The sequence below is a fragment of the Vreelandella neptunia genome, from assembly GCF_022489065.1.
Classification (GTDB): domain Bacteria; phylum Pseudomonadota; class Gammaproteobacteria; order Pseudomonadales; family Halomonadaceae; genus Vreelandella; species Vreelandella neptunia_A.
The window spans coordinates 76,574-101,375 of sequence record NZ_JAKVTW010000009.1 but is presented as its reverse complement, the minus strand read 5'-3'; the positions used below and the strand labels follow the sequence as shown (position 1 = coordinate 101,375).

General features: G+C 56.0%; 22 protein-coding genes and 4 tRNA genes. 10 read left to right on the top strand and 16 right to left on the bottom strand.

From position 1 onward, the window contains the following. Window positions 1-77: 77 nt before the first annotated feature. The 12 genes from rplL to MLE19_RS13150 all read right to left on the bottom strand — a co-directional run bounded on the left by rplL (window position 78) and on the right by MLE19_RS13150 (window position 6,335). A complete protein-coding gene (rplL, locus tag MLE19_RS13205; RefSeq protein WP_008959176.1) occupies window positions 78-446 on the bottom strand; it encodes a 50S ribosomal protein L7/L12 in 369 nt (122 codons plus the stop codon). A gap of 112 nt (window positions 447-558) precedes the next feature. Then, window positions 559-1,065, bottom strand: coding sequence for a 50S ribosomal protein L10 (rplJ, locus tag MLE19_RS13200; RefSeq protein WP_240718642.1), 507 nt, complete (start codon window positions 1,063-1,065; stop codon window positions 559-561). A 325-nt stretch (window positions 1,066-1,390) separates the two neighbouring features. Further along, a complete protein-coding gene (gene rplA, locus MLE19_RS13195) occupies window positions 1,391-2,083 on the bottom strand; it encodes a 50S ribosomal protein L1 (RefSeq protein WP_240718641.1) in 693 nt (230 codons plus the stop codon). 2 nt (window positions 2,084-2,085) lie between these two features. Then, on the bottom strand, window positions 2,086-2,517 hold the full coding sequence (gene rplK, locus MLE19_RS13190; protein ID WP_027958795.1) for a 50S ribosomal protein L11: 432 nt from the start codon (window positions 2,515-2,517) through the stop codon (window positions 2,086-2,088). 146 nt (window positions 2,518-2,663) lie between these two features. Further along, window positions 2,664-3,197: a transcription termination/antitermination protein NusG gene (nusG, locus tag MLE19_RS13185; protein ID WP_101147119.1), complete on the bottom strand. Its 534-nt coding sequence runs from the start codon at window positions 3,195-3,197 to the stop codon at window positions 2,664-2,666. 8 nt (window positions 3,198-3,205) lie between these two features. After that, window positions 3,206-3,589, bottom strand: a complete 384-nt coding sequence (gene secE, locus MLE19_RS13180) for a preprotein translocase subunit SecE (protein WP_008959179.1) — start codon at window positions 3,587-3,589, stop codon at window positions 3,206-3,208. A 73-nt stretch (window positions 3,590-3,662) separates the two neighbouring features. Next, window positions 3,663-3,738: transfer RNA gene (locus MLE19_RS13175), tRNA-Trp, on the bottom strand. Window positions 3,739-3,972: 234 nt separating this feature from the next. Continuing rightward, window positions 3,973-4,047, bottom strand: a tRNA-Thr gene (locus MLE19_RS13170). 13 nt (window positions 4,048-4,060) lie between these two features. Beyond that, a tRNA-Gly gene (locus MLE19_RS13165) sits at window positions 4,061-4,134 on the bottom strand. A 134-nt stretch (window positions 4,135-4,268) separates the two neighbouring features. Further along, window positions 4,269-4,352: transfer RNA gene (locus MLE19_RS13160), tRNA-Tyr, on the bottom strand. A gap of 151 nt (window positions 4,353-4,503) precedes the next feature. Beyond that, a complete protein-coding gene (locus MLE19_RS13155) occupies window positions 4,504-5,343 on the bottom strand; it encodes a type III pantothenate kinase (RefSeq protein WP_240718640.1) in 840 nt (279 codons plus the stop codon). Then, window positions 5,340-6,335: a biotin--[acetyl-CoA-carboxylase] ligase gene (locus MLE19_RS13150; RefSeq protein WP_240718639.1), complete on the bottom strand. Its 996-nt coding sequence runs from the start codon at window positions 6,333-6,335 to the stop codon at window positions 5,340-5,342. Before MLE19_RS13150 ends, MLE19_RS13155 begins: the two co-directional genes overlap by 4 nt. Window positions 6,336-6,570: 235 nt before the next feature. Between MLE19_RS13150 and typA the strand changes: the two genes are divergently transcribed. From typA to MLE19_RS13120, 6 genes are all read left to right on the top strand, one after another. Then, entirely contained in the window at window positions 6,571-8,421 is a 1,851-nt protein-coding gene (gene typA / locus MLE19_RS13145; RefSeq protein ID WP_240718638.1) for a translational GTPase TypA, read from the top strand. A gap of 269 nt (window positions 8,422-8,690) precedes the next feature. Then, the gene (locus MLE19_RS13140) at window positions 8,691-10,136 is read left to right on the top strand and encodes a sodium-dependent transporter (protein ID WP_240718637.1); all 1,446 of its coding nucleotides are present in this window, start codon (window positions 8,691-8,693) and stop codon (window positions 10,134-10,136) included. 49 nt (window positions 10,137-10,185) lie between these two features. After that, the gene (locus tag MLE19_RS13135; RefSeq protein WP_240718636.1) at window positions 10,186-10,956 is read left to right on the top strand and encodes an ABC transporter ATP-binding protein; all 771 of its coding nucleotides are present in this window, start codon (window positions 10,186-10,188) and stop codon (window positions 10,954-10,956) included. A gap of 77 nt (window positions 10,957-11,033) precedes the next feature. Then, on the top strand, window positions 11,034-11,753 hold the full coding sequence (locus MLE19_RS13130) for an ABC transporter ATP-binding protein (protein ID WP_240718635.1): 720 nt from the start codon (window positions 11,034-11,036) through the stop codon (window positions 11,751-11,753). Between the two features lie 16 nt (window positions 11,754-11,769). Next, window positions 11,770-12,774 (top strand): branched-chain amino acid ABC transporter permease, encoded by a 1,005-nt coding sequence (locus MLE19_RS13125; protein WP_240718634.1) that lies wholly within the window; start codon window positions 11,770-11,772, stop codon window positions 12,772-12,774. Continuing rightward, window positions 12,774-14,099, top strand: a complete 1,326-nt coding sequence (locus MLE19_RS13120; RefSeq protein ID WP_240718633.1) for a branched-chain amino acid ABC transporter permease — start codon at window positions 12,774-12,776, stop codon at window positions 14,097-14,099. The genes MLE19_RS13125 and MLE19_RS13120 overlap by 1 nt, the downstream gene beginning before the upstream one ends. A 260-nt stretch (window positions 14,100-14,359) precedes the next feature. Here the strand turns inward: MLE19_RS13120 and MLE19_RS13115 are convergent, their stop codons facing one another. The 3 genes from MLE19_RS13115 to MLE19_RS13105 form a co-directional block, all read right to left on the bottom strand. Further along, window positions 14,360-15,568 (bottom strand): ABC transporter substrate-binding protein, encoded by a 1,209-nt coding sequence (locus MLE19_RS13115; RefSeq protein ID WP_240718632.1) that lies wholly within the window; start codon window positions 15,566-15,568, stop codon window positions 14,360-14,362. A 142-nt stretch (window positions 15,569-15,710) separates the two neighbouring features. Continuing rightward, on the bottom strand, window positions 15,711-17,258 hold the full coding sequence (locus MLE19_RS13110) for a phospholipase D family protein (RefSeq protein ID WP_240718631.1): 1,548 nt from the start codon (window positions 17,256-17,258) through the stop codon (window positions 15,711-15,713). Continuing rightward, on the bottom strand, window positions 17,245-17,487 hold the full coding sequence (locus MLE19_RS13105; protein WP_240718630.1) for a hypothetical protein: 243 nt from the start codon (window positions 17,485-17,487) through the stop codon (window positions 17,245-17,247). Before MLE19_RS13105 ends, MLE19_RS13110 begins: the two co-directional genes overlap by 14 nt. A 117-nt stretch (window positions 17,488-17,604) precedes the next feature. Between MLE19_RS13105 and MLE19_RS13100 the strand changes: the two genes are divergently transcribed. After that, a complete protein-coding gene (locus MLE19_RS13100; RefSeq protein ID WP_240718629.1) occupies window positions 17,605-18,408 on the top strand; it encodes a TlpA disulfide reductase family protein in 804 nt (267 codons plus the stop codon). Between the two features lie 113 nt (window positions 18,409-18,521). Then, window positions 18,522-21,467 (top strand): RNA polymerase-associated protein RapA, encoded by a 2,946-nt coding sequence (rapA, locus tag MLE19_RS13095; protein WP_240718628.1) that lies wholly within the window; start codon window positions 18,522-18,524, stop codon window positions 21,465-21,467. Between the two features lie 9 nt (window positions 21,468-21,476). Here rapA and MLE19_RS13090 read toward each other — a convergent pair whose 3' ends face one another. Then, entirely contained in the window at window positions 21,477-22,379 is a 903-nt protein-coding gene (locus tag MLE19_RS13090; RefSeq protein ID WP_240718627.1) for a TIGR01777 family oxidoreductase, read from the bottom strand. 146 nt (window positions 22,380-22,525) lie between these two features. Here MLE19_RS13090 and MLE19_RS13085 point away from each other — a divergent pair, with 146 nt between their 5' ends. Together MLE19_RS13085 and MLE19_RS13080 are read left to right on the top strand one after the other, a co-directional pair. Continuing rightward, window positions 22,526-23,587 (top strand): NAD(P)/FAD-dependent oxidoreductase, encoded by a 1,062-nt coding sequence (locus MLE19_RS13085; protein ID WP_240718626.1) that lies wholly within the window; start codon window positions 22,526-22,528, stop codon window positions 23,585-23,587. Between the two features lie 208 nt (window positions 23,588-23,795). Further along, a complete protein-coding gene (locus tag MLE19_RS13080; protein ID WP_240718625.1) occupies window positions 23,796-24,716 on the top strand; it encodes a MerR family transcriptional regulator in 921 nt (306 codons plus the stop codon). Window positions 24,717-24,802 lie beyond the last annotated feature (86 nt).

Below are 24,802 nucleotides of genomic sequence, written 5' to 3'. Positions count from 1 at the left end.
AGAAAAAGGCCGGCAGCGGGATATCCCGCCGCCAGCCGTGGAAGCTTACGCAGCGCGTAAAGCCGTCCGCACAAGAATTACTTGAGCTCGACGGTTGCGCCCGCTTCTTCCAGCTTAGCTTTAGCTGCTTCAGCGTCGTCCTTAGACAGACCTTCTTTGATGGTCGCCGGAGCGCCGTCAACAGCACCTTTAGCTTCTTTCAAGCCAAGGCCGGTGATCTCACGTACTGCTTTGATCACGTTAACTTTCTTGTCGCCAGCAGCGGTCAGAACAACGTCAAATTCAGTCTGCTCTTCAGCTACTTCGCCGCCAGCAGCCGGGCCAGCCATTACGGCAGCCGCGGCAGAAACGCCGAATTTCTCTTCCATTGCTTCGATAAGCTCGACAACTTCCATGACGGACATGTCGGCTACAGCATTGATGATATCGTCTTTAGACAGTGCCATTGTTTCATTCCTAACTTTGCGGGAGTCTCGGTCAGCCGAGGACTCAGGATTCATTGCTCGGTTCAGGCAGCGTATCGATGAAATCGTTCACGCCACCTGCAAGAAACGCTGCTTAAGCAGCTTCTGCTTCTTGCTTCTGGTCGCGCAGTGCGGCCAGAGTACGAACCAGCTTGCCAGCGGAGGCTTCTTTCATTACCGACATCAACTTGGCAATTGCTTCGTCGTAAGTCGGTAGGGTTGCCAGACGGTCGATGTCAGCAGCCGGAATCAGCTCACCTTCGTAGGCCAACGCTTTTACTTCGAAGTCCTTGTTCGTTTTAGCAAACTCTTTGAACAGACGAGCGGCAGCGCCCGGATGATCAGTTGAGAAAGCCAACAACGTAGGACCAACGAAGCTATCGTTTAGACACTCCCACTGAGTGCCTTCGAGAGCGCGGCGAGCCAGCGTATTACGTACAACACGCAGCTCTACACCATTCTCACGCGCTTGCTTGCGCAGATCGGTCATTTTACCAACCGTAACGCCGCGAGAATCAGCAACTACGACGGAGAGTGCGCCCTTGGCCGCTTCACTGACCTCGGCAACAATCGCTTTCTTGCCTTCAAGTGCTAGTGGCACAGTGATCACTCCTTCGTGCCGGAACCCAAGAAGGTTCCGGTGGTTACCATCTCTTTCCGCCCTTAATTGCAAAACGATCTGCAATGCGGAAAGCCTTGGGGATGGTGCTCACCAGAAAGCTTTCAAGCTTAACCAACTGGCGGCCACACCATCTGCGCAGGCGCTTATGAGGCAATTAAGCCGCCCCTGTATATACACAACACTAAGTGTACATACTAAGCGCGGCACCTGCGGTCTTTGACGATGCCCCGGCCAGTGTTCATAACCAAACGGGGGACCGCAAAGTTCTTGCTCGTTTCCTACAAAAAAACCAACGATAACTCGCTTATGCGAAAGCAGAGTGATCGATTGTTAAACCCGGGCCCATAGTAGTGGACAGAGTCATTTTTTTGAAGTAAATGCCTTTAGACGCGCTCGGCTTGAGGCGCTTAAGGTCTGCAACCAGGGCTTCCAGGTTGCCATTAATTGCTGCTACGTCAAAATCCACTTTACCCAGGGTAGTGTGGATGATGCCGTTTTTGTCGGTACGGAAACGCACCTGACCCGCTTTGGCGTTTTTAACCGCAGTCGCCACATCAGGCGTTACGGTGCCAACTTTCGGGTTAGGCATCAGGCCGCGCGGACCAAGAATCTGACCCAGCTGACCAACAACGCGCATGGCGTCTGGCGAAGCGATAACGACGTCAAAATCCATCACGCCTTTTTTCACTTGCTCAGCTAAGTCATCCATACCCACGATGTCGGCACCGGCTTCTTTCGCGGCATCGGCATTGGCACCTTGGGTGAAGACCGCAACGCGTACATCTTTACCTGTACCGTTAGGCATGACGGTAGCGCCACGCACAACTTGGTCAGATTTACGCGGGTCAACGCCTAGGTTGATAGCAACATCGACCGACTCTTTGAATTTAACAGTCGACAGCTCGGAGAGCAGCGCGACCGCTTCTTCAATAGAGTAAGATTTAGTAGCGTCTACTTTTTCGCGAATAACTTTCGCACGCTTAGATAGTTTAGCCATGATCAGAGACCCTCCACGTTTAGGCCCATGCTGCGAGCGCTGCCAGCAATGGTGCGCACAGCGGCATCGAGATTCGCAGCCGTTAAATCAGGCTCTTTAGCTTTAGCGATCTCTTCAAGCTGTTCACGCGTCACGGTACCAACCTTCTTCTTATTCGGCTCACCAGAACCGGACTTGATACCAGCAGCTTTTTTCAGCAGCACGGCAGCAGGCGGTGTCTTGGTAACAAACGTGAAGCTACGGTCAGAGTAGACAGTGATCACGACTGGCGTCGGCAGGCCCGGCTCAATTTCTTGAGTCGCGGCGTTGAACGCCTTACAGAATTCCATGATGTTCACGCCGTGCTGACCCAGCGCTGGGCCTACCGGCGGACTTGGATTGGCTTTACCTGCAGCAACCTGCAGTTTGATATAAGCCTGTACTTTCTTGGCCATCTTTAACACTCCAGTTGGGTAGTAGCGCCCGAAGGCTCCCCGGTCCTAGCGAAACAGCTAAACAAGCCATTTCACACGAATTAAAACTTACCGCTTACTTCCATTCACGACTTACTGCTCACTACTAACTATTTACTACTCACCCGTTACTCTTTCTCAACCTGAGAAAACTCTAACTCAACAGGCGTAGAGCGCCCGAAGATCAGCACGCTGACCTGCAGGCGACTTTTTTCATAATTCACTTCTTCGACAACGCCATTGAAATCTGCAAACGGCCCATCGACAACGCGTACTGACTGACCCGGCTCAAACATCGTTTTAGGCCGCGGCTTGTCAGTACCATCTTTAACACGTAACAAAATAGCATCTGCTTCGCGTGACGTAATCGGCGCCGGCTTCTCTTTCGTACCGCCGATAAAGCCCATTACACGCGGCGTTTCATTAACGAGATGCCATGTTTCGTCGGCCATTTCCATCTCGACCAGCACATAGCCAGGATAGAACTTACGCTCGCTCTTGCGTCGCTTGCCGTCACGCATCTCGACGACTTCTTCTGTCGGCACCAGAATTTCGCCGAAACGATCTTCCATACCATACATTTTTACACGCTCAATCAAGGAGCGCATAACATGCTTTTCAAAGCCAGAATAAGCGTGAACGACGTACCAACGTTTGGACATGAAAACTCCTAACCAATGACGCCGGACATCGCCCAGCCAAGAAGAGTGTCGATCAACCACAGCATCAGCCCCACCACCAGAACCGCCACCAGCACGATGGCAGTGGTTTGGATGGTTTCGGCACGGGTCGGCCATACAACGCGCTGAATCTCTTTCTTGGCGCTTCTGGCAAGCTCTACTAAATCACGACCCTTGGTAGTGGTCAGCGCGATCAAACCCGCAATCACGCACAACACCACCACACCAAGCACGCGGTAGAGCAGGCCAATATCGGCGAAATAGGTATTACCAACGACTGCAACGACAAGCAGCGCCACGACCGCCGCCCATTTGAGCCCGTCATGGCGCGTCTGTTGCACCTCGGCGCCATGTTTTACAGAACCAGGCTTCATAAAAACGAGACTCCTCAGGGTGCGGCGAACGATAAAAGAATTCTGGAAAAAGACATACCAACCTGGGGAAGGTTGGCAGGCCAGGAGGGAATCGAACCCCCAACCTGCGGTTTTGGAGACCGCTGCTCTGCCAATTGAGCTACTGGCCTGTATCGTCGTACTGATTTTTACAACAACTATTCTTTACAACAACTATTCTTTACAACAATTATCTACATCCTACATCTATCGATAAGCGTCTTTTTCAATCGCCTATACAACAGCGGGCGCCATGGTAGCGAAGAAAGCCACTTCTGACAACCCCTTCTTTACGCTCAGACGCTACTCAAGCCACCTGACCGCAGAGACAAAAAAAGCGAGCTTCGCTCGCTTTATCTGCAATATGGAGCTCATGGACGGAATTGAACCGTCGACCTCACCCTTACCAAGGGTGTGCTCTACCCCTGAGCTACATGAGCTAAACACATCAACTGGAGCGGGCGGCGGGAATCGAACCCGCACCATCAGCTTGGAAGGCTGAGGTTCTACCGTTGAACTACGCCCGCAGAACCTGTCTTGAATGACAATCCGCTACGCGCCGCCTTATAGCCATTTACTTTTACCAAGCTATAAATCGTAGACAATGCCCGCTACCGGCTTTTCATTCAGCTGCACCGACTAAATCGCTGCAGCTTAATTTTGGTGGAGAGAGAAGGATTCGAACCTTCGAAGCTTTCGCGGCAGATTTACAGTCTGCTCCCTTTGGCCACTCGGGAATCTCTCCAACGTGGCGGCATATTATGCCAGCCTTCAAAAACGTGTCAAGCCTGATAATCGTTATAGCTATGAAAAGCTTAGCTTAACAACGCTCTGAATATCAGCACTTTCAACACCGCGAGACGCGTATGGCTCGCCTTCGAACGCGCTGCATTCTGTCAAAGCAGCATTGAGAATGCAAGTCCCGCACGAATCTTTTCTAGCGACACGGGCTCAGGCACTCGCGGTGCGCCTGACATCTTACCCGCACGCTCTGCAAAGGTCATTGGAAAGCACGCCTCCAAACCGCCATAAACCATATCTGGCCACACCGCATGAGGCACCTGCACGCCTCGCGAAACAACCCGTGCATCACCGCCTGTCAACAACATCGGCAGTGCCACACCCTCTTGATCGCACACTTCGCTGTAAATGCGGTTAATCGCACTCACAGCGGCCATATAAATACCGTGATTAACCGCATCAACGGTGCGTCGGCCTGGCTCTAGCAGCTCGTCGGCCTCGCTTTCAGGGTCGATAGCCACATTGCGGGTACCGAGCTTTAAGCTCTCCTTCATCAGCCGTAGGCCTGGGATGATAAAGCCGCCAAGATGCGCCCCACCGGGCAGCACAAAATCAATTGTAATGGCGCTTCCGCAATCTACCGCACAACAGCCGCCTGCCAGCTGATAGCCGGCCAGCGCCCCCATCCAGCGGTCAACGCCTAGGCGCCCCGGCTCTTCGTAGCCATTAACCACGCCAAGCGCCTCATGGGTAGAGTGCGCCACATGGACATGACGCACCCGGCGGCGCAACAAAGCCACCGTCTCTTCCAGCACGGCTGCCCTGGCAACGCTTGATATACGCACCGCTTCGACAACATCAAGATCGGGAATATCGGCCCCAGGTCGCCACTCTTCGCGCGTCCACACCGCCCCTCGCGATCTTATCTCGCTACTCTCGGCATCCTTGAGCCGCCATTTAGACAGCGTGTTGCCGATATCAAGATCCAGAATCATAAACGCCTGCGCACGCTAATCTCACCGCCGGCTAGGCGTCGCGAGTGACCATTTTCGGTAACCCAAAGGTTACCACTCTCATCTACGTCTCCGGCGATAGCATCGCTGGCCTGCTGCCCTTGAATCACTCTTATTGGCTGCCCAGCATAGGCGTGACGCTGATTCCACGCCCCCCGCCAGGCACCAAAGCCATGCTGCTCAAAGTCAGCCAGCATTGCCAATAGCCCCGCCACCACATCTGACGCCAGCTGATTTCGCGAAATATCCGGCAGTCGCTCAAAAAGCGCTGCCACAGGCTGATCAATGGCAGCTCGTTGGCCTGCGGGCAGCCACAGATTCATGCCCATACCAATGACCACCTCGCAGGGGCCTGCCGCATCCCCAGTCACTTCTATCAGAATACCGGCCAGTTTACCCAGCTCATCACCCTCGGCATCGCCCTGCTCAGAGAGCAGAATATCGTTCGGCCACTTTAGCTTAGGTGCCACGCCATGCTCTTCTAGCACCTGTGACACCACCACCCCAACGGCAAGACTCAAACCCTCTAGCACCGCCACGCCTGACTCAAAACGCCAGCCTAACGAGAGCATCAGACTCTGCCCCCATGGAGTGGTCCAGACACGCCCACGCCTGCCACGCCCCGCCGTTTGCAGCTCGACCAAGCATACTTCCCCATGCCCCGCGCCCTGCTCAAAGCGCTGACGCACGTACTCATTGCTGGAGGGTAGCTGATCTTCAACAAACAGGCGTGTTAGGTGATGGCGTGCCTGAGCCGGCAAGCGCTCGACAATTTTAGCGCCTTCCAAAGGCTCCAGCCTTTGCGCCAATCGATAGCCACGTCCTTTGACGGCCACCAATTCGACGCCCAGCGCTTCCAACTTTTTTAACTGCTTCCACACCGCAGCACGAGAAATACCCAGCGTTTCACCCAGCTGCTCGCCAGAGTGAACCTCGCCATCGCTTAACAAACGCATCAGGTTGCCGATGGTCATGCTCCTGCCCCAATGGGAAAAGCGCTATTCTAGCGGATGAAGGTTCGCTGCGAAAACTTTCCGGGGCGCGACCAAGGTCGATAAGCGCTCCGGTAATATCAGCGAAGCCTTCGACATGGTAGAATGACTATTGGACGCAAGCCCTGAGCCAAGATGGTCGGCAAATTGCCAGCCCTTGCGACCCGCATTTTCCGACCCGTGGACAAACGGGTGTTCACAAGAGTTCTCTCTCAGCATGCAAAACCAGCAAAACTCCAGCGCGGTTAATAACCTGCGCAACGTCGCGATCATAGCCCACGTTGACCATGGCAAAACCACTCTGGTCGACAAACTCCTGAGCCAGTCCGGCACGCTTGACCGTAAGGCAGAAGGTCAAGAGCGCATCATGGACTCTAATGACCAGGAAAAAGAGCGTGGCATTACCATTTTGGCCAAGAATACGGCCATTCAGTGGCAAGATAGCCATGGTAACGGTTACCACATCAACATTGTGGATACACCTGGGCACGCCGATTTCGGCGGTGAAGTTGAGCGCGTAATGTCGATGGTCGATTCGGTGCTACTGTTAGTAGACGCCGTCGATGGTCCGATGCCACAAACTCGCTTTGTGACCCAAAAAGCTTTCGCCCAAGGCCTGAGGCCGATCGTGGTGGTCAACAAAATTGACCGTCCTGGCGCCCGCCCTGACTGGGTTATCGACCAGATTTTTGATCTGTTCGACAACCTGGGCGCTTCCGACGAACAGCTCGATTTCCCGATCATTTACTGCTCTGCCCTCAACGGCATTGCCGGTATGGATCCTGAAGAGCTGGCTGACAACATGGATCCCATGTTCCAGGCTATCGTCGATATCGTTGAGCCGCCTCAGGTTGAGCTCAATGGTCCTTTTCAGATGCAGATCTCCGCACTGGATTACAACAGCTACGTTGGCGTTATCGGCCTGGGCCGCATCAAACGCGGCGCGGTTAAACCAAACCAGCAGGTTTCGGTGATCGGCGTTGATGGCAATGTGCGCAAAGGCAAAATCGGCCAGGTCATGACCCATATGGGCCTTGACCGGGTGCAAACCGATGAAGCGACGGCCGGCGATATCGTCTGCATCACCGGCATTGATGACCTGTCGATTTCTGACACGTTATGCGATCCGGCCAACGTCCAAGCACTGCCGCCGCTGTCTGTCGACGAGCCGACTGTTTCGATGACCTTCCAGGTCAACGACTCACCGTTCGCCGGTAAAGACGGCAAGTTTGTGACCAGCCGTAATATCAAGGATCGCCTTGAGCAAGAGCTGATCCACAACGTGGCGCTGCGCGTTGAACAGGGCGAAACCCCTGAGAAGTTCAAGGTTTCTGGCCGTGGCGAACTGCACTTGTCGGTGTTGATCGAAACCATGCGTCGTGAAGGCTTTGAGCTGGCGGTAGGCCGCCCAGAAGTCATCATCAAAGAGATTGACGGTGAGAAGCAGGAGCCTTACGAAGAGGTCATCATCGACTGTGAAGAGCAGCATCAAGGCTCGATCATGGAAGAGCTTGGCTACCGTAAAGGTGAAATGACCAACATGCTGCCGGACGGTAAAGGACGGGTTCGCCTGGACTTCATCATCCCTGCACGTGGTTTGATCGGTTTCCGTGGCCAGTTTTTAACCCTGACCTCCGGTACCGGCATCCTGACCAGCCGTTTTGATCACTACGGCCCGCTGAAGCCTGAAGCCTCTATTGAGCGTCGTAACGGCGTATTGGTCTCAATGGTTGACGGTAAAGCCCTTGCCTACGCCCTGTATGCACTGCAAGAGCGCGGCAAGCTGATTATCGATCACGCCACGGAAGTCTACGAAGGCATGCTGATCGGTATCAACAACCGCGCTAACGATATGGTGGTTAACCCCACTAAAGGCAAGAAGCTCGACAACATGCGCTCCACCGGTAACGATGAAAACATCGTATTAACGCCTCCGGTTAAGTTCTCCCTGGAGCAGGCCATCGAGTTCCTTGACTCCGACGAGCTTGTCGAAGTCACGCCGGTGCACATCCGCCTGCGTAAAAAGCTGTTGAAAGAGACCGAGCGTAAGCGTTTTAGCAAGAAGTAATACGCTCATCACCATGAGCACCCCAAAAACCCGCGAAAGCGGGTTTTTTTTGCTTTCTCACTTCTACGCTTATATTAGTCCCTAACGTTACCCTCCTTGCCAATAGAGCCCCCTTAACGCAGCCTAAACGCTAATACGCTGGAAAGGTGACGCGTTCTATCGCACAGTAACGTTAAATTCAGCGCGTCCAAGGCACGCTGGCATCTCTATATTCATACAGGTGTTTGGATACTACCCCATCCTGCACCCAAACACGGACACTCTTACCCATGAGCGGTCAAAACGTCTGGACGCATAAAGGTACCTTTCTCCTTGCGGCGGTTGGCTCCGCCGTCGGCTTAGGCAATCTGTGGCGATTTCCTTACCTAACCGGTGAAAACGGCGGCGGCGCCTTTATTTTGGTGTACGCGCTGACCATCTTCGCGGTCGGCATCCCGATTCTAATTGCCGAGATCATGCTGGGGCGCAACAGCCGACAAAGTCCGATTATGGGCATGCGGCATCTCACCAAAACCCACGGCACCTCACGGGCCTGGGAAACGATCGGCTGGCTGGGCGCAGCATCGGCGTTTCTGATCTTAAGCTTCTATTCGGTCATCGCCGGTTGGGCGATCCATTATACCGGGCTAATGCTGACCGGTTCGTTGGTGGGGGCTGATGCGCAAACCATCAGCGATGGCTTCGATGCCCTGCTAGCGGCGCCCGGCCTGATGACGCTCTACCACACTATTTTCATTGCCGCGTCGGCCTTGATCGTCGGCATGGGAATCCATAAAGGCATCGAATCGGGGCTACGGATCATGATGCCCGCGCTGTTTGTCATTCTGCTCGTGGTTCTGGCCTATGGCGTTATCAACGGCGATGTAGGTGCTGCGGCTAACTTCCTGTTTACCTTCAATATCGCCGACCTTAGCCTTGAGGGCTGGTTACAGGCCATGGGGCAGTCGTTCTTTACGTTGAGCTTGGGCATGGGGGCCATTATGGCTTACGGCGCCTATATGCCCAGCGATGTATCGCTGACCCGAACCGCCTTTGCCGTGGCTATCGTCGATACCGCCGTGGCGATGGTCGCTGGCTTGGCCATTTTTGCCCTGGTATTTGGCGCTGGGTTAGAAACCGGCCAAGGCCCTGGGCTGATGTTTGTCACCCTGCCGCTGGCATTTGCCGAAATGCCATTTGGCGCGCTAGTCGGCGGCGTGTTCTTTATCCTGGTATTGGGCGCCGCCATCAGCTCCTCTATTTCGCTAATCGAGCCGGTTGCCGCTTTCCTGGTCGAGCGCTTTGATATGACTCGCCCACAGGCCGTTACTATTATGGTGATTGCCGCCTGGGCAATGGGCCTATTGACGGTCGTCAGCTTTAACATCTGGGCCGAGGGAACGATTTTTCACACCCTGTTTGGACGCACTGCCTTTGACTTCATCGAGCTACTAACCAACATATTCATGCCGGTTGGCGGGCTATTGATTGCCCTGTTTGCTGGCTGGGCGTTGACCCAGAGCGAGGTGATGAAAGAGCTGGGCAGCAACGTCACCTGGTTTAAGGTCTGGCGTTTCCTGGTACGCTTTGTGGCACCCGCTGCTGTCGCTTTTGTGTTTTTACGTACTATCCCCCAGGTGGAGGGCTATCTTATCCCCACCGTTGGCGCACTGCTGATTATCGGCGCGTTTGCTGCCAGCCAGCGGTGGCTCAAAAAACCACGACAAACAACTTAACAACAGTACGCAGGCGGCTTTTTAGCCGCCTGTATCGCGTGGAGACACCATGACCCCTCTTATTGAAGTACAGCGAGTCAACAAAGCATTCGGCGGCTTACAGGTGATTAACGACTGCTCTATTCAAGTAGAGAAAGGCTCGATCACCGGCATGATTGGCCCTAACGGTGCGGGCAAATCGACGCTGTTCAACCTGATTGCCGGCTCGCTGACCCCCGATAGCGGTCACGTACTGCTGGATGGTGAGGACATCACCTCACTCAGTGCCGATCAGCGGTTCCACAAAGGGCTGCTGCGAACCTTCCAGATTGCCCACGAATTTAGCCAGATGAGCGCGCTGGAAAACCTGATGATGGTACCGCCCAAGCAAGCCGGTGAAAGCCTTTTCAGCGCTTGGTTAAAGCCAGGCGCGGTGCGTCGGGAAGAGGCAGAGGTGCGTCGTCGTGCCCTGGAGGTGATCGACTTTGTTGGCCTACACCATGTTCGCAATGAACTGGCAGGCAATTTATCCGGTGGTCAAAAAAAGCTTCTAGAGCTTGGCCGCACTATGATGACCGATGCCAAAGTGGTGCTGCTCGATGAGATCGCGGCCGGGGTGAACCGCACGCTGCTGGGCGATTTGATCGGTAATATTGAGCGGCTCAACCGTGAGATGGGTTACACCTTTTTAGTGATTGAGCACGATATGGAGATGATTGCCCGCCTCTGCGACCCGGTGATTGTGCTAGCCCAGGGCAGCGTGATGGTGGAGGGACATATCAACGAAATCCAGAACAACCCCGAGGTTATTGAGGCCTACTTTGGCACCGATGCCGCTTAAGTGTGACGTTTCCGCTACCTACCAATGACTACAATGATATCGCTTTAAGTAAGCGACCTTGCTGAGAAACTTTGCTTATGTCATCAACAACCAGGCCATTAATCGACGCACGCGATGTGCATGGCGGCTATGGCGGCATGAATATCCTTAACGGGGTAAACATGACGCTGGAGGCCGATGAGGTCGGGGTAATCGTTGGCCCTAACGGGGCTGGCAAGTCCACCATGCTAAAAGCAGTCTTTGGCCTGCTGCGCGTTAATCAGGGCGAGATACTGCTTAACGGACAGCCGATTCAAAACTTACCCCCTAACCAGTTGGTTCAGCGCGGCATGGGCTTCGTGCCCCAGGAGAAGAACGTTTTTCCCAGTCTTTCGGTGCAGGAGAACCTGGAGATGGGCGCGTTTTTAAAGCCGCAGAACGTTAAGCGTATGCTGGCTCAGGTGTATGAGTTTTTCCCCCCTCTGTATGAAAAACGCCGTCAGCCCGCCGGAGAGCTTTCCGGTGGGCAGCGCCAGATGGTCGCAATGGGACGTGCGCTAATGGCTGAACCGAGCTTGCTGTTGCTCGATGAACCCACCGCCGGGCTATCGCCGCTCTACATGAATGAAATATTCGACCGCGTCAAACAGATCAACGCCGCTGGCGTGGGTATTTTGATGGTGGAACAGAACGCCAAACAGGCACTCGCGATCGCCGATAAAGGCTTTGTGCTGGCCGCTGGCCAAAACCGCTTTAACGACACCGGGGCGGCACTGCTCGCCGACCCCGATGTCGCCAAAAGCTTTTTGGGCGGCTAGCCCCAGGGAGAAACGTGTGAACGAACTGGCTTTTTTTATTAATAATGTGGTGATCGCTGGCAGCGTCAGCGGCTCCATTTATGCCATTGGTGCGATCGGGGTAACGCTGATTTTCAGCATTATGCGCTTTGCTCACTTTGCCCATGCCGACATGATGACCTTCGGTGCCTTTATGGTGCTACTGCTGACAACACTGTTTCCGGCAGCAGGCGCCAGCATCGGCGTGCCTACCGCAGTGTTGATGCTGCCACTGGCGATGCTTCTCACCGCCGCCTTAGCCGTAGGCATCGACAAGACCTTCTATAAACCGCTGCGCGCCCACGGGGTCAAGCCCATTGTATTGGTGATTGGCTCGCTCGGTGTCACGTTGATTCTGCAGGGCTTGATTCGCCTGTTTTCAGGCACTGGCGGGCAGAGCCTTTACGTGGACGATCGCAAGGAGATTTTTCGCCTGGCGCTGCCTTTCGAGGGCGCCCGCGCGCCGATTGTGATTACCGAACCGCAGATTTATCTGTTTGTGATTACTCTGTTGGCGGTGGTCGCACTCCACCTGTTCCTTAACCGCTCGCGGTTGGGCAAGGCAATGCGCGCTATGTCGGATAACCCTGAGCTGGCCCAGGCATCAGGGATCAATACCAATACCATTGTGGCGGTGACCTGGATGATTGCCGGGGCGTTGGCGGCGATTGCTGGAACGCTGCTCTCGCTGGATGTTACCTTCAAGCCCGACTTGAGCTTCTTCCTGCTGCTGCCCATTTTTGCCGCCGCCATTGTCGGCGGCGTTGGCCACCCTTATGGCGCCATCGCTGGTGGTTTTGTGGTCGGCTTTGCCGAAACCCTGGCGGTGTTTAACTGGAACGTGCTGTTGCGCCCTTTCAGCGATAGCTTGCCCGCCTGGCTAGAGCTACCGTCGAACCTCGCCTTTGTGGGCACCGAATACAAAATTGTGGTGCCGTTTTTCATTCTGGTAGCCATTCTGGTGTGGCGTCCCACCGGTCTCTTTAAGGGCAAGGTGATCTAATGAGCGATTCAGCAAAAACACGCAACCCGGACTACACACCAAAAGATGCTACTCAAGCGCGCCGCTTCCCGCTGCGCGAGCTAATTCTGTTTGGTGTGCTGCTGGTGGCTATTTTAGCGGTTTACGCCATCATGGGAGCAGCCTATAGCACCCGAATGCTCGTTGAAGCCGCTTGTTACGCCATACTGGCACTGGGCTTAACCATTCAGTGGGGCTACGCAGGGCAGTTCAACGCGGGGGTAATGGGATTTGTCGCTCTAGGCGGCTTCTGTGCAATGTTCTTTAGCGTGCCGGTCAACGATGCCTTTTGGGGCTCCGCGCTGCCCGGTGAGTTTGGCCGCGTGTTGCTGTATGGCGCTGCCGCTATCCTGTTGATCGTTGGCGCCAGTAAGCTGGATCGACTGGGCGTACCCAAGCCCCTGCGTACGTTTATCGCAGTGGTATTAGGCGTCGTGCTTTATCTGGTGGTGATTAGCCAGTTGCGTGAGGTCACTGATGCGATTGAAAACCAGGCAGGTTTTGTCGGCGGGCTAGGCTTGCCGCCCTGGATTGGCTGGATTGTCGGGGGCGCCTTGGCGGGCGGCGTTGGCTACTTTATTGGTCATATCTGTTTGGGGTTACGCAGCGACTATCTGGCCATTGCCACCCTGGGCATTGCTGAAATTATCAAAGCATTTTTGAAAAACTCTGACTGGTTGACCCGCGGCACTGCCACGGTTTCCCCGCTACCCTGGCCCACACCGGGGCCTGCCGAATTAGGTTTCACGCTCTCGCGGGCTATCTACCTTTCGTTTACCGCGGTGATCATTGCAGTGATCTTCTTTCTGCTCAATCGCGCCTACAACGCCCCATGGGGCCGTATGATTCGGGCGATTCGCGATAACGAAGTTTCCGCTGCGGCCATGGGGAAAGACATCAATAAACGGCGTCTGGAAATCTTCGTGCTGGGCTGCATTCTGATGGGCTTAGGCGGCGGCATACTGGGCACATTCAACAGCCTCTTCGACCCTCAAGGCTACCTGCCGCTCAACCATACCTTCCTGGTGTTGGTAATGGTGATACTTGGCGGGCCGGGCAATAACCTGGGCACCATTTTTGGCGCGGTGGCGGTGTATATCATCTGGATTATGTCTGAGCCCCTGGCGCTGTTCTTAATGCAGTTAGCGGTGTCCTTTGGCGAAGGCGCTTTCGGCTGGGATGCCCCCGGCAATATGGATAGCCGCGCTTTACAGGCACGGGTGCTGGTGATTGGCCTGCTGATCACCATGGTGCTGCGCTTCGCACCCAAAGGGCTACTACCCGAGAAGATCAAAAGCCACGGCTGATGCTCTCAACGGATGGCCTATAAAAAATGCCCGGCTGATAACAGTCGGGCATTGTTGTGTTTAGTGCCACTAGTCGGTCGGAACAACCCTAGGCGGGGGCGCTGTGAACCCATCCATGGGCGCTACTTTCGCCATCTGACCGCCATGGATGGCGGAAATGCCGGAAAAGGAAGGAACAATTTCCGGCCCTGGCGAAAGACCCCCGCTACGGATTGATTCCGCCCTCAGCTCAAGCTGGCCAAACTAATTACAATTTCCGCTTAAAGATCAACCTGACCTTTGCTGGTAAAGGTCCCGTCCTCGACAGCCATCTCGACCACCACGCCAGGCACGTCGCCGTTATCATCGAACTCATGTGAGCCGGAAGCGCCTTCATAATTAATCTCGGTGCCGGCCGCAATCAACTCAACCGCTTTTTCCCACTCGCCGGGCAGAATCACTTCGCCCGGGGCGCTGGAAACGTTGCGCAGTGCGTCAGAAAGCCCTTCACGATCAGCACTGCCGTTCTGCTCGATAGCTAGCGCAATCAGGAAGGCGGCGTCGTAGGCTTGGGCGGCAAATACTGCGCTTGGGTCTAACTCAGCAGCTTCAGCGGCTTCGATGAAGATATCGGTGCCGGGCAGATCAGGACTGCCGGGGCGAGTAGCGATCATGCCATCCAGCACATCTGCACCAATCGCATTGATCAAGCTGTCGCCGACCATGCCATCAGCCCCTACGTATTGGGTAAACATGCCGCTTTCATAGGCTTGACGCAGTACGGTCTGACCGGAGGTATCGGCATAGGCCAGTACGACGAGGGTCTCCACGCCACTCACCGAGAGAGAGCCTAACTCAGATCGATAATCCGCCCGGTTATCTTCGTGGGCAAGATTTTCGGCAATTTCACCGCCGCCCGCTTCAAAGGCAGTGCTAAAAGCGTCAGAAAGGCCTTGGCCATAATCGTTATTAACGTAAGTCACCGCCACGGCATCGATGCCTTTTTCGAGCAGCAGCTTAGCCAGCATTTCCCCCTGGAAAGCATCTGAGGGCACGGTGCGGAAAACAAGGTCGTTATCGTCCAGCTCGGATACCGCTGGGGCGGTAGACGCGGGCGAGACCATCAATACACCACCAGGAATGGCCGCGTTGTTCGCAGCCGCAATCGTGGCACCCGTACATAGGGCACCGACAATCGCTGTCACGTTCTCAGAGTTCACCATACGGTCAGCGGCGTTAGAAGCGGCCGAGGCATCGGAGCAGGTGGTATCGCCAGATGGCATTACCAGCGTTTGGCCGTCTAGAATCCCACCTTGCTCATTGATCTGCTCAACGGCCAGTTGGGCACCTTCAAAAATCGGTGGTGTTAAACTTTCAATTCCCCCGGTAAAGCCGCCCAAGAAGCCAACTTTGACCTCTGCCTGTGCTAATCCAGTCATTGCCAGGGTTGAGGCCGCCACAGCGGTGGCTAATGCGCGCTTATTGATCATATTATTTGTCGCTCCCAGTATCGTAAGAGGTTGTTCAATTTTTTAGTGTGCCCCAGCGGACAATCGTTAAGGCTGCTATTAATCTGGAACTGGAACGCCAAAAACACAAGCACCAGTTTCTAACGCTACTTCGCAAAATGCGCTACAGCCAACGCTCAAACTTGAGCGTGTGGCTCAACCAGGCGTTGAAATGGCGCCAAACACTCCCAGGCTCAGCAGTTAAAACGTGCATTTCACCATCGCGCTCCAAGTGCCAGTTCAATTCGCCCTGGGGTGTGAGTTCCACACGATAGCTCAGCGATGGGTCTCGGCCTAACGCCACTAACTCGTTAAATGCCTGCATCAGCGACTCGCTGCGCGCCAGCACACCCACTTCTGTATTCCAGTAGATGGAGCGAGGGTCAACGTTAAACGAGCCGACAAATAGCTGGTCGTCAAAGCGTAACGCCTTAATATGTAGCGCCGAAGCAGAGGCCCCGGGCACTCGCATATCATCATCCGCGCCTGCTTCTTGCTCTGGGCGCAGCTCAAAAAGCGCCACTCCGTGGGATAACAGCTCTTCACGCCAGGGCGCGTAAGCACCGTGCACCACGGCGGCATCGGTGGATTCGAGTGAGTTGGTAATAATTTCGACGGTGACACCCTGGTCGGCCAACTCGGTCAAGCGCTGCACCCCTTGCTCGGTAGGCACGAAGTAGGCTGAGATAATGACCAAGTGCTGATTAAGTGGGGCAGCAGCGGTTAAATCACCCAGCAGAGTGTCTCGCCACTCAGGCGTGGCAGATGACAGCTTGCCAGGGGTATCCCACATCGCCAGCCCTTCGCCCCAGTGCAGGGTTTGCCAAGGCGGTGCGCTGCGCGGCTGGCGGCGCAGTTCGGTAAAATATTCCGAGTCGGCATTGTTATCCAGCCAATTCTCAAGCTCCGTGTTCAGCGTCTGCCAGGCACCCTCTTCCACCGCGTGATAGCGTTCAATGGGCTGCGACAGGCCGTGATTCCAATACAGGTCAAAACTATCCGACAGCGCTGGCACAACGTCACCAATGGTGACAAAGTCCAAATCGGCGAAATTGCGCGAGTCGTTGGCATCAAAATATTCATCGCCCAAATTCCGCCCACCCACGATGGCGACGCTATTATCCGCCACCCAAAGCTTGTTATGCATGCGCCGATGCTGTTGGGCAGGATCCACCACGGATGCCAGAATGCGGGTGAGCATATGACCACGGCCCATCGCTAACGGGTTGTACACCCGCACATAAATCCCCGGATGACTCGCCAGTGCTGCCAAGCGGTCGCCCTGGCCAATGGCGCCGATATCGTCGACCAGCAGGCGCACCCGGACGCCCTCTTCCGCCGCTTTAATCAGCTGCGCCAAGATCAACCGCGTGGTTTGGCCATCGCCCAGTAGATAGGTTTGAATATCTAGCTCCCGCTGGGCTTGGCGAATCAAGCCCACCCGTGCAGAGAAGGCGTCTTTACCATCGGCCAGGAGCGCGAACCCGTCGGGGTCTGACTGCTCTGCTAACGCCTGATGCGCTTGGCTGCCCAACCACGTATTACGCGCTTCTGATGGCGCGAGCGCAGTGTGATGTTCGCGAACCACCGCGTGGGTACACCCCACCAACAGGCTGCACAGCGTCACTATGCTCAACCATTGACGCCAACCCTTGGCATTAGGCATCGTCATGGTCATGGTCATCCAGGCGCTCTGCCCAACGCTTGCGGGCGAGATTACGCCGGTATAGTCGCACCAGCGCAATCGTTAGCGCAGTGACCAGCATGGCGGCCAGTACAACACCCTGCCAAGGGCGCGCACCGTCCCCCATGATGGTTTCTAGGGTAATAATCAGTATTAAGCCAATCGCTTGGGAGCCGATCGCTAGCGCGCGCAGCCTATCAAAAGCGGGTGGGGGCATAACGTCTCCGTAATTTTCAGCTCGCATGATATGGTCTCCCAGTGTACCTGCTTCACAGCATGCTTAACTGGAAACCGAAGTTAAAAAACCTAAGTTAAAAACCTGAACTGGAAATCCATGAACGCCATTGCTCTCGGCCCGCTACTGATTTCGCTGCCCCGCCTTTATGCCGTTGGCTGCGCACTGCTGCTTTTACTCGCTGCGCGGTTTTTATTAGGGCTGCCGCGCCCAGCCCAGCAGCGCTGGTTTACCGGACTGATCGTTATTTGGCTAGTGGGCGCACGGGTCGGCTATATTCTGCTCAATCTAGACAGTTACAGCGCGGTACCACTGGAAGCGTTAAAGGTATGGCAGCCCGGCTATCACGGCCTTTGGGGCATGGCTGCAGGGTTAATATGGACGGCCTGGACGCTACGTGCGCATCTGCTCGCCATGGGCGGTGCGTTGGCCTTGCTGATCGCCGCTTCCAGTCTATGGCTGGTACTGGTCACCTTGGCACCGCTTGGTAAAGCGTTCGCGGTTGACGCCCTGCCCGAGGTCACCTTGGAAGATGTAGAGGGCAACCCGGTACATTTGCCATCGCTCATCGAAGGCGGTGATCTGATTATCGTTAATTTGTGGGCCACCTGGTGCCCGCCCTGTCTGCGTGAGATGCCGTTGCTTGAAGAGGCGGCCCAGCGCGATGGCGTTAGTGTCGTGGTCGCTAATCAGGGTGAAGACCTACTGCCCATGGTGCGCTACCTGGATGAGCAGCAGCTCGAGTTTCGCTATGCGCTGCGCGACCCCGGCCAACAGTTGATGGCCCTTTTCAAAGCACCGGGTCTGCCCACTACGGTGCTATTTGATGACCAGGGAAATACCTTAGATGTGCATGTGGGCGAACTTACCCGCGCCCATCTGGATCGCTGGTTACAAGATTGATGCCGATACACCTTAATCCCCCCGCTGCTTTGCGTTAGAATCCCCCGCCCTGTTGCTGCCGGTGCTCCCCTCCGGCGGCAGTCGACCCGTTTTGCAGACTCCTCCGAGGCATCATGAGCGATTTTTCTCCCGGCCAACGCTGGATTAGCGACGGCGAAGCTGAGCTTGGGCTCGGCACCGTGCTTAACTGCGACGCCCGTAGCGTTACCATTTTGTTCAGTGCCAGTCAGGAAACCCGTACCTACAATACCCGCCAGGCCCCGCTTACCCGCGTTATGTTTGGCAGCGGCGACCGCGTACTCTCTGCCGACGGCTGGCAGATGGTGGTTGATGACAGCAAAGAATCCGATGGCCTGATTACCTATATCGGTGAAGATAGCGAGGGTAATCTGCGCGAACTGCCCGAGGCCAAACTCGCCGATACCATGCAGTTCGACCAGGCCCGCGACCGCTTACTCACCGGCCAAGTCGATCGTAATGACTGGTTTGATTTGCGCTTTCGTACCCTGCACCACTATCAACGTATTGAGCAGCACAGCGCGCTGGGCTTTTCCGGGCCGCGTATCGACCTGATACCTCACCAGCTTTACATTGCCAATGAAGTCGCCAACCGCCATGCGCCCCGGGTTCTGTTGGCGGATGAAGTGGGCCTGGGTAAAACCATCGAAGCCGGCCTGATTTTGCACCGTCTGCTGCTCAACGGCCGCGTTGAGCGGGCGCTGATTCTGGTGCCCGACAGCCTCACGCATCAGTGGCTGGTCGAGCTACTGCGGCGCTTCTCGCTTAACGTTTCGCTGCTGGATGAAACCCAGAGCCAGGCTCACGGCAGCGAAAACCCCTTTGAGAGCGCTCAGCTGGTGTTAGCCAGCCAGGGCTGGCTATTTGCCAACCCGCAACGTCAGGAGCAGGCACTGGCCAGCCAGTTCGACCTGCTGATTGTGGATGAAGCGCACCACCTGGACTGGAGCGAAGAGGGCAGCGGCCCCGGCTACCGCTGCGTTGAGCAGCTTTCGACCGTGATTCCCGGCCTGCTGCTGCTCACTGCCACCCCCGAACAGATGGGCATCAAGAGCCACTTTGCCCGCCTGCGATTGCTGGATGGCGAGCGCTACCACGACCTGGAACGCTTCAAGGCCGAAGAGAGCCACTACACCGACGTGGCCCGCGCCATTGATGCGCTGGAGGCACTGCCCGGCAACCCTGATGCTAGCGCTCACGTTTCCGCCGTGGCGGATGACCGCGACAGCCAGGCACTGCTGGCCACGCTGTGTAATGAGGAGGCGAGCAAAGAGCAGCAAGACAATGCTCGAGCCCAATTAAGCGAAGCGCTGCTTGACCGCCACGGCACAGGCCGGGTGATGTTCCGTAACAGCCGCCGCCATGTTGGGGGCTTTCCCGAACGGCGCTTAAATTTAGTGCCACTAGCCCTGCCCTCGGCCTACCGCCGAGTGGTTCGCCGCTTAGAGCGTGACGACGACTACCTCGACGAACTGCTGATCGAGACCGGCATGGATCACCCCGATGTGCTGATCTATCCCGATGCGGCTTATCGCGAGATGAGTAATGATCCGCTCAACGGCGAAGACTGGTGGCACATCGACCCGAGAGTTAACTGGCTGCTGGAAAAGCTTAGCGACGATGGCGAGAACGGTTTTGCCAACGAGAAAGTGCTGGTCATTGCCCACCACCGGGAAACTGCTGAAGGCCTTGCTGAAGGACTACGGGTGCTGGGCGGCTACCATGCGCCGGTGTTCCACGAAGACCTCTCCCTGATAGAGCGTGACCGCGCGGCGGCGGCTTTTGCCGATGAGGATGAGGGCGTACAGGTGCTGGTGTGCTCGGAAATTGGCTCAGAGGGGCGCAACTTCCAGTTCTGCCGCCACCTGGTGATGTTCGATATGCCCCAGCACCCGGATCAGCTCGAACAGCGCATTGGCCGCCTGGATCGTATTGGCCAACTCCATGCGATTGAGCTGCATATCCCCACCTTTGAAGGCAGCCCCGGCGAGCGCCTGCTGCGCTGGTACCACGAAGGTATGGATGCGTTCAGCGCCCCCCACGGCGTCGGCAACGACCTGTTTGATGCCTTTGGCGACGCCCTGGCTGACGCCCTGCTGGATGATGAAGCGCTTGAAGAGATCATCGCCGAAACCCGAACCCTGTTTAGCGCCAAACTGGCGGAACACGATGCGGGCCGCAACCGGTTGCTGGAACTCAACGCCTGCCGCCCCGCACGCGCACAAAAGGTGATCGACGCGGTGCGCGAGCTTGATGATGACGTCGCCCTGCCGCGCTACCTTGAACGGGCGCTGGACATTTTTGGGGTAGAGAGCCAGGAGATCGGCAAAGGGCTCATGCACCTGCAGCCCAGCCAACATATGCTGGATGGCTTGCCAGGCTTGGTGAAAGGTGAAGAGGGCTTTACCGCCACCTACAGCCGCGCCCAGGCGCTGGCCCGTGACGATGTGCAGCGGCTCTCCTGGGAGCATCCGCTGCTGCGTGAAATGATGGGCCGCGTACTGGACGGCACCATGGGTAATTCGGCGCTCGCCCTGCTGCGCCACGACGCCATCCCCAGCGGTCGCTTGATGGCCGAGCTGGTGTTCCGCACCCACTGCCCGGCGCCCAAAAAGCTGCACCTTAACCGCTTCTTGCCGCCCACCGCGGTGCGACTGCTGCTGGATGAGTCTGGTGCCAACCTGACCAGCAAGATCTCCTTCACCGGTTTGGGCAAAAACCTTCAGAAGGTCAACAAATCTCTGGCCCGGGATTTGATCAAGAGCCGCCACGACCAACTGCGCGAGCTGCTGACTCAGGGTGAGGGTGAAGCCGAGCGACAGCTGCCCAGTATTGTCGAAAATGCTGAGGCGCGCATGCGCGCCCAACTGGATGCTGAGATTGCCCGTTTAACCGCGCTGGCGGAGCACAACCCTGCCGTACGCGGCGCAGAGATCGACGCCCTGAAAAACGAGCGCCAGGCGCTCAGTGAAGCCATTGAGAACACCCGCCTGCGGCTGGACTCAGTGCGGGTGATTATCACCGTCGATGCTGACCGTTAATCATCAGCGCTAAAGAATGGCCTTAAGCGCCTTGTTCAGGGTTGGATACTGAAATGTAAATCCAGCTGCCTCAAGGCGCGCGGGGCGCATATCAGCCCCGGTCAGCAGTAGCCGCGACATTTCTCCGAAGCCCGCTTTCAGCACAAAAGCGGGTACCGGAAAAATGGCCGGGCGATTGAGATGACTGGCCAGGGTTTTAGTAAAGGTGGCATTGGTCACCGGATGCGGGGCGCTGCCATTGAAGGCGCCGCTCAAACCCTCTTGATCGATAAGAAACAGGATCGCCGCGACCAAATCGTCGCGATGAATCCACGGCATAAACTGCTCGCCACTGCCAAAACGACCGCCTAACCCTAACTTAAATGGCGGTAGCATCTTCTGCAGAGTGCCGCCGCCCGCCTCTAACACCAACCCCGTACGCAAAATCGCTAAACGCACCCCCAGTGCCTCTATGGGTTTAGCGGCAGCTTCCCACTGCTTGCAAAGACGATGGGCGAACTCATCGTTAGGCATGGTCTCTTCGGTCACCACGCGCTTGCCCTGATCGCCGTAGTAGCCCATGGCAGAGCCCGACACGATGACTTTTGGCAGCGGCTGACCGTTGGCTTTTAGCTGTTCGCACAGCGCCACCAGCTGCTGGGTCGCCGCCACACGGGAATTAATCAGTTTAGCTTTCTGCTCCTCGCTCCACCGCTTGGCCGCAATGGGCTCACCGGCTAGGTTAATTAACGCATCCGGCGGCGATTCTATAAATGCTTGGGCGCTATCGCGTATATCACAGTCGCTGGGTAAGCGGCTGCGTACTTGATGAGGGCTACGGGAAACCACCTGCACCTCGTGGCCCCGCTCAATCAATTGCTGGCAAAGCCGCTGGCCGACAAAACCACTGCCTCCGGTCACTAGTACGCGCATGGAAATACTCCTGTGGATGGCATTGCTGGGTATCCGTTTGGCAGGTAAATTAATCGATAACTAAATTGTACGATATTTATACAAAACTGCTACGATAGACCGCCTGTTTAATTCACCTAACACGCTGTTAAACGCCGCGAGGGATCATGGCTACACTGCCGCTTACTGCTCATCACTCGATCGCCATTATCGGGGCAGGTATCTCAGGACTCGCATGTGGGCAGGTACTAGCAAACTGCGGCGCTAGCGTCACACTATTTGATAAAGCCCGCGGCCCTGGAGGTCGCATGTCGAGTAAGCGTAGGCCACTCGCAACACTCGATTTAGGTGCCCAGGCATTCAGCGTGCGTGACCCCGTTTTCCAACGCGCCGTCGATGAATGGCTCGCTGTCGGCTGCCTAGCCCCTTGGCCAACACGCACCTATCAGGCTAGTCCAAATGGCTGGCAGGCGCACAATGATGGCCAAATGCGCTTCACCGGCGCCCCCAGAATGAGCGCCTTAACCCGCCATCTAGCTGACTCACTGACGGCACTACCCCGTGTCTCACTGCATGCCGACACCTCTATCGTTAGGCTCCAACGCGCGCACATGGGATGGCAGTTAGTCGACGCTGCCGGCATTAGTTTTGGGCCATATGATCGGGTCGTGATTAGCGCACCACCGCCTCAAGCCCATAAGCTTGTGGCGGCTTGGGACGATAACTTGGCGGCAGCGTGCCAAACGCGGAAACAGCGTGCCTGCTGGGCGGGATGGGCCATTTTTGACGGCCCCATTCCGGCAATACCCGGCGTGGAACCAGACTGGCAAATGGTGCGAATAGCGCACCACTCCCCACGCCAAGTGCTTAACATCGTGTCACGTAATCAAACCAAACCAGGGCGTGAAGCTCAGCCTGAGAGCCTCAGCCTGCTAGCCCATCTCGACTGGAGCGAAGCGCATTTAGAACTATCCGCGGATGAAGTCGCTGAGCAACTAGTAGCCGCGCTGAAAAGGATTCTCCCCACCTCAACAGCGTTACCTAACCTGATTGAAATAGGCGCTCATCGGTGGCGTTATGCACAGCCAGCGTCCTCTTCTGAACATGCATATTTATACAGTGAAAACGGCCTAGCCTTATGCGGCGATAGCTTTCGTGGAGGGCGCGTAGAAGATGCATGGCTTTCTGGACACGGCCTGGGAGAAGCACTAATAGGTCGGTCGGTCTAATTGTTAGAATGTTTTACTGGCTAAGAAGCATTCTTATAAAGGTTGTACCGAGTAGCGACAAGTTGTACAAATGGGCATACAGTATCGTGCTAATGTTCAGCTCTTTATCAGGCAACTTTTACATGGAACATGCTACACCTTCGCCACGGCGAACAATGACAGTCCCCTGCAGCCCCTGGCTGCAGTTAACCAAGAGGTACTGGCGCCCATGAGTCTCAAGGCGACCCACCCACCCGATACGCCACTCTATCCGATACGCGAAGTGTCTCGTTTGACGGGCGTTAATTCGGTCACACTGCGCGCCTGGGAACGACGTTACGGATTAATACGCCCCCAGCGCACACCGAAAGGTCACCGGCTTTACGCTCAAGACGATATCACCCGCATCGAACGCATTTTGCAGTGGCTCAATCGTGGTGTGCCGGTCAGTCAAGTCGCCGACTTGCTTGACCAGCCAGAAACAATTGAGACGCCCACGCCCGATGCGGGCGACTGGGCTAGCCAGCGCCAGCAACTGCAAGCCATTATCGAAGCCCTAGACCTCCCCAAACTGGAAACGTTTTATCACCAGAGCCTAGCGCTCTATCCGCTCAGCATTGCTATTAATGAGCTGTGGCAACCGGTGATTTTAAGCCTTGAAGCGAAGTGGGCCATTCAGGCAGATCAGCTTGTTCGCCGTACGTTGGAAGCGTTTTTGCGCAGCCAAGTGGGTATCCGCTTGCATTATGCCAACCAAGCTACCCGGGGCCCGCTGATTCTGCTCAACGCCATGCCCGACGACCCCGGCCCGCTTTGGGTGTTGATGTCGGCACTGATGGCCAGCGAGCAGGGCTACCGGGTACAGATGCTGGACCACTCACTGCCCCTTGAGGATCTCCCTCAGGCAGTCGCGCGGTTACACTCATCGATGGTGCTGCTATCCAGTGGTCAGCGCGAAAGTGATAGCTATATTCACCAAGCGCTGCCCAAGGCAGCAGCGACGCTAAACGTACCGATTGGCGTATGTGGCGAAGTAGCTCGCCTACGCGAAGCAGACCTGCGCGATGGCCCGGTACACATGCTCGGCGATGATCTGCCCCAGGCGATTGCTCGCCTGCGACCGCTGTTACGCGAGTCTGGCGTACTCTGACCCGCACGCGCCTACCCTGGCCGTTCGCTCTCTGGCGACCGGCCATTTTTTTGCGCCGCAGGAGCCCCGGAGCCCCCCTATAACAG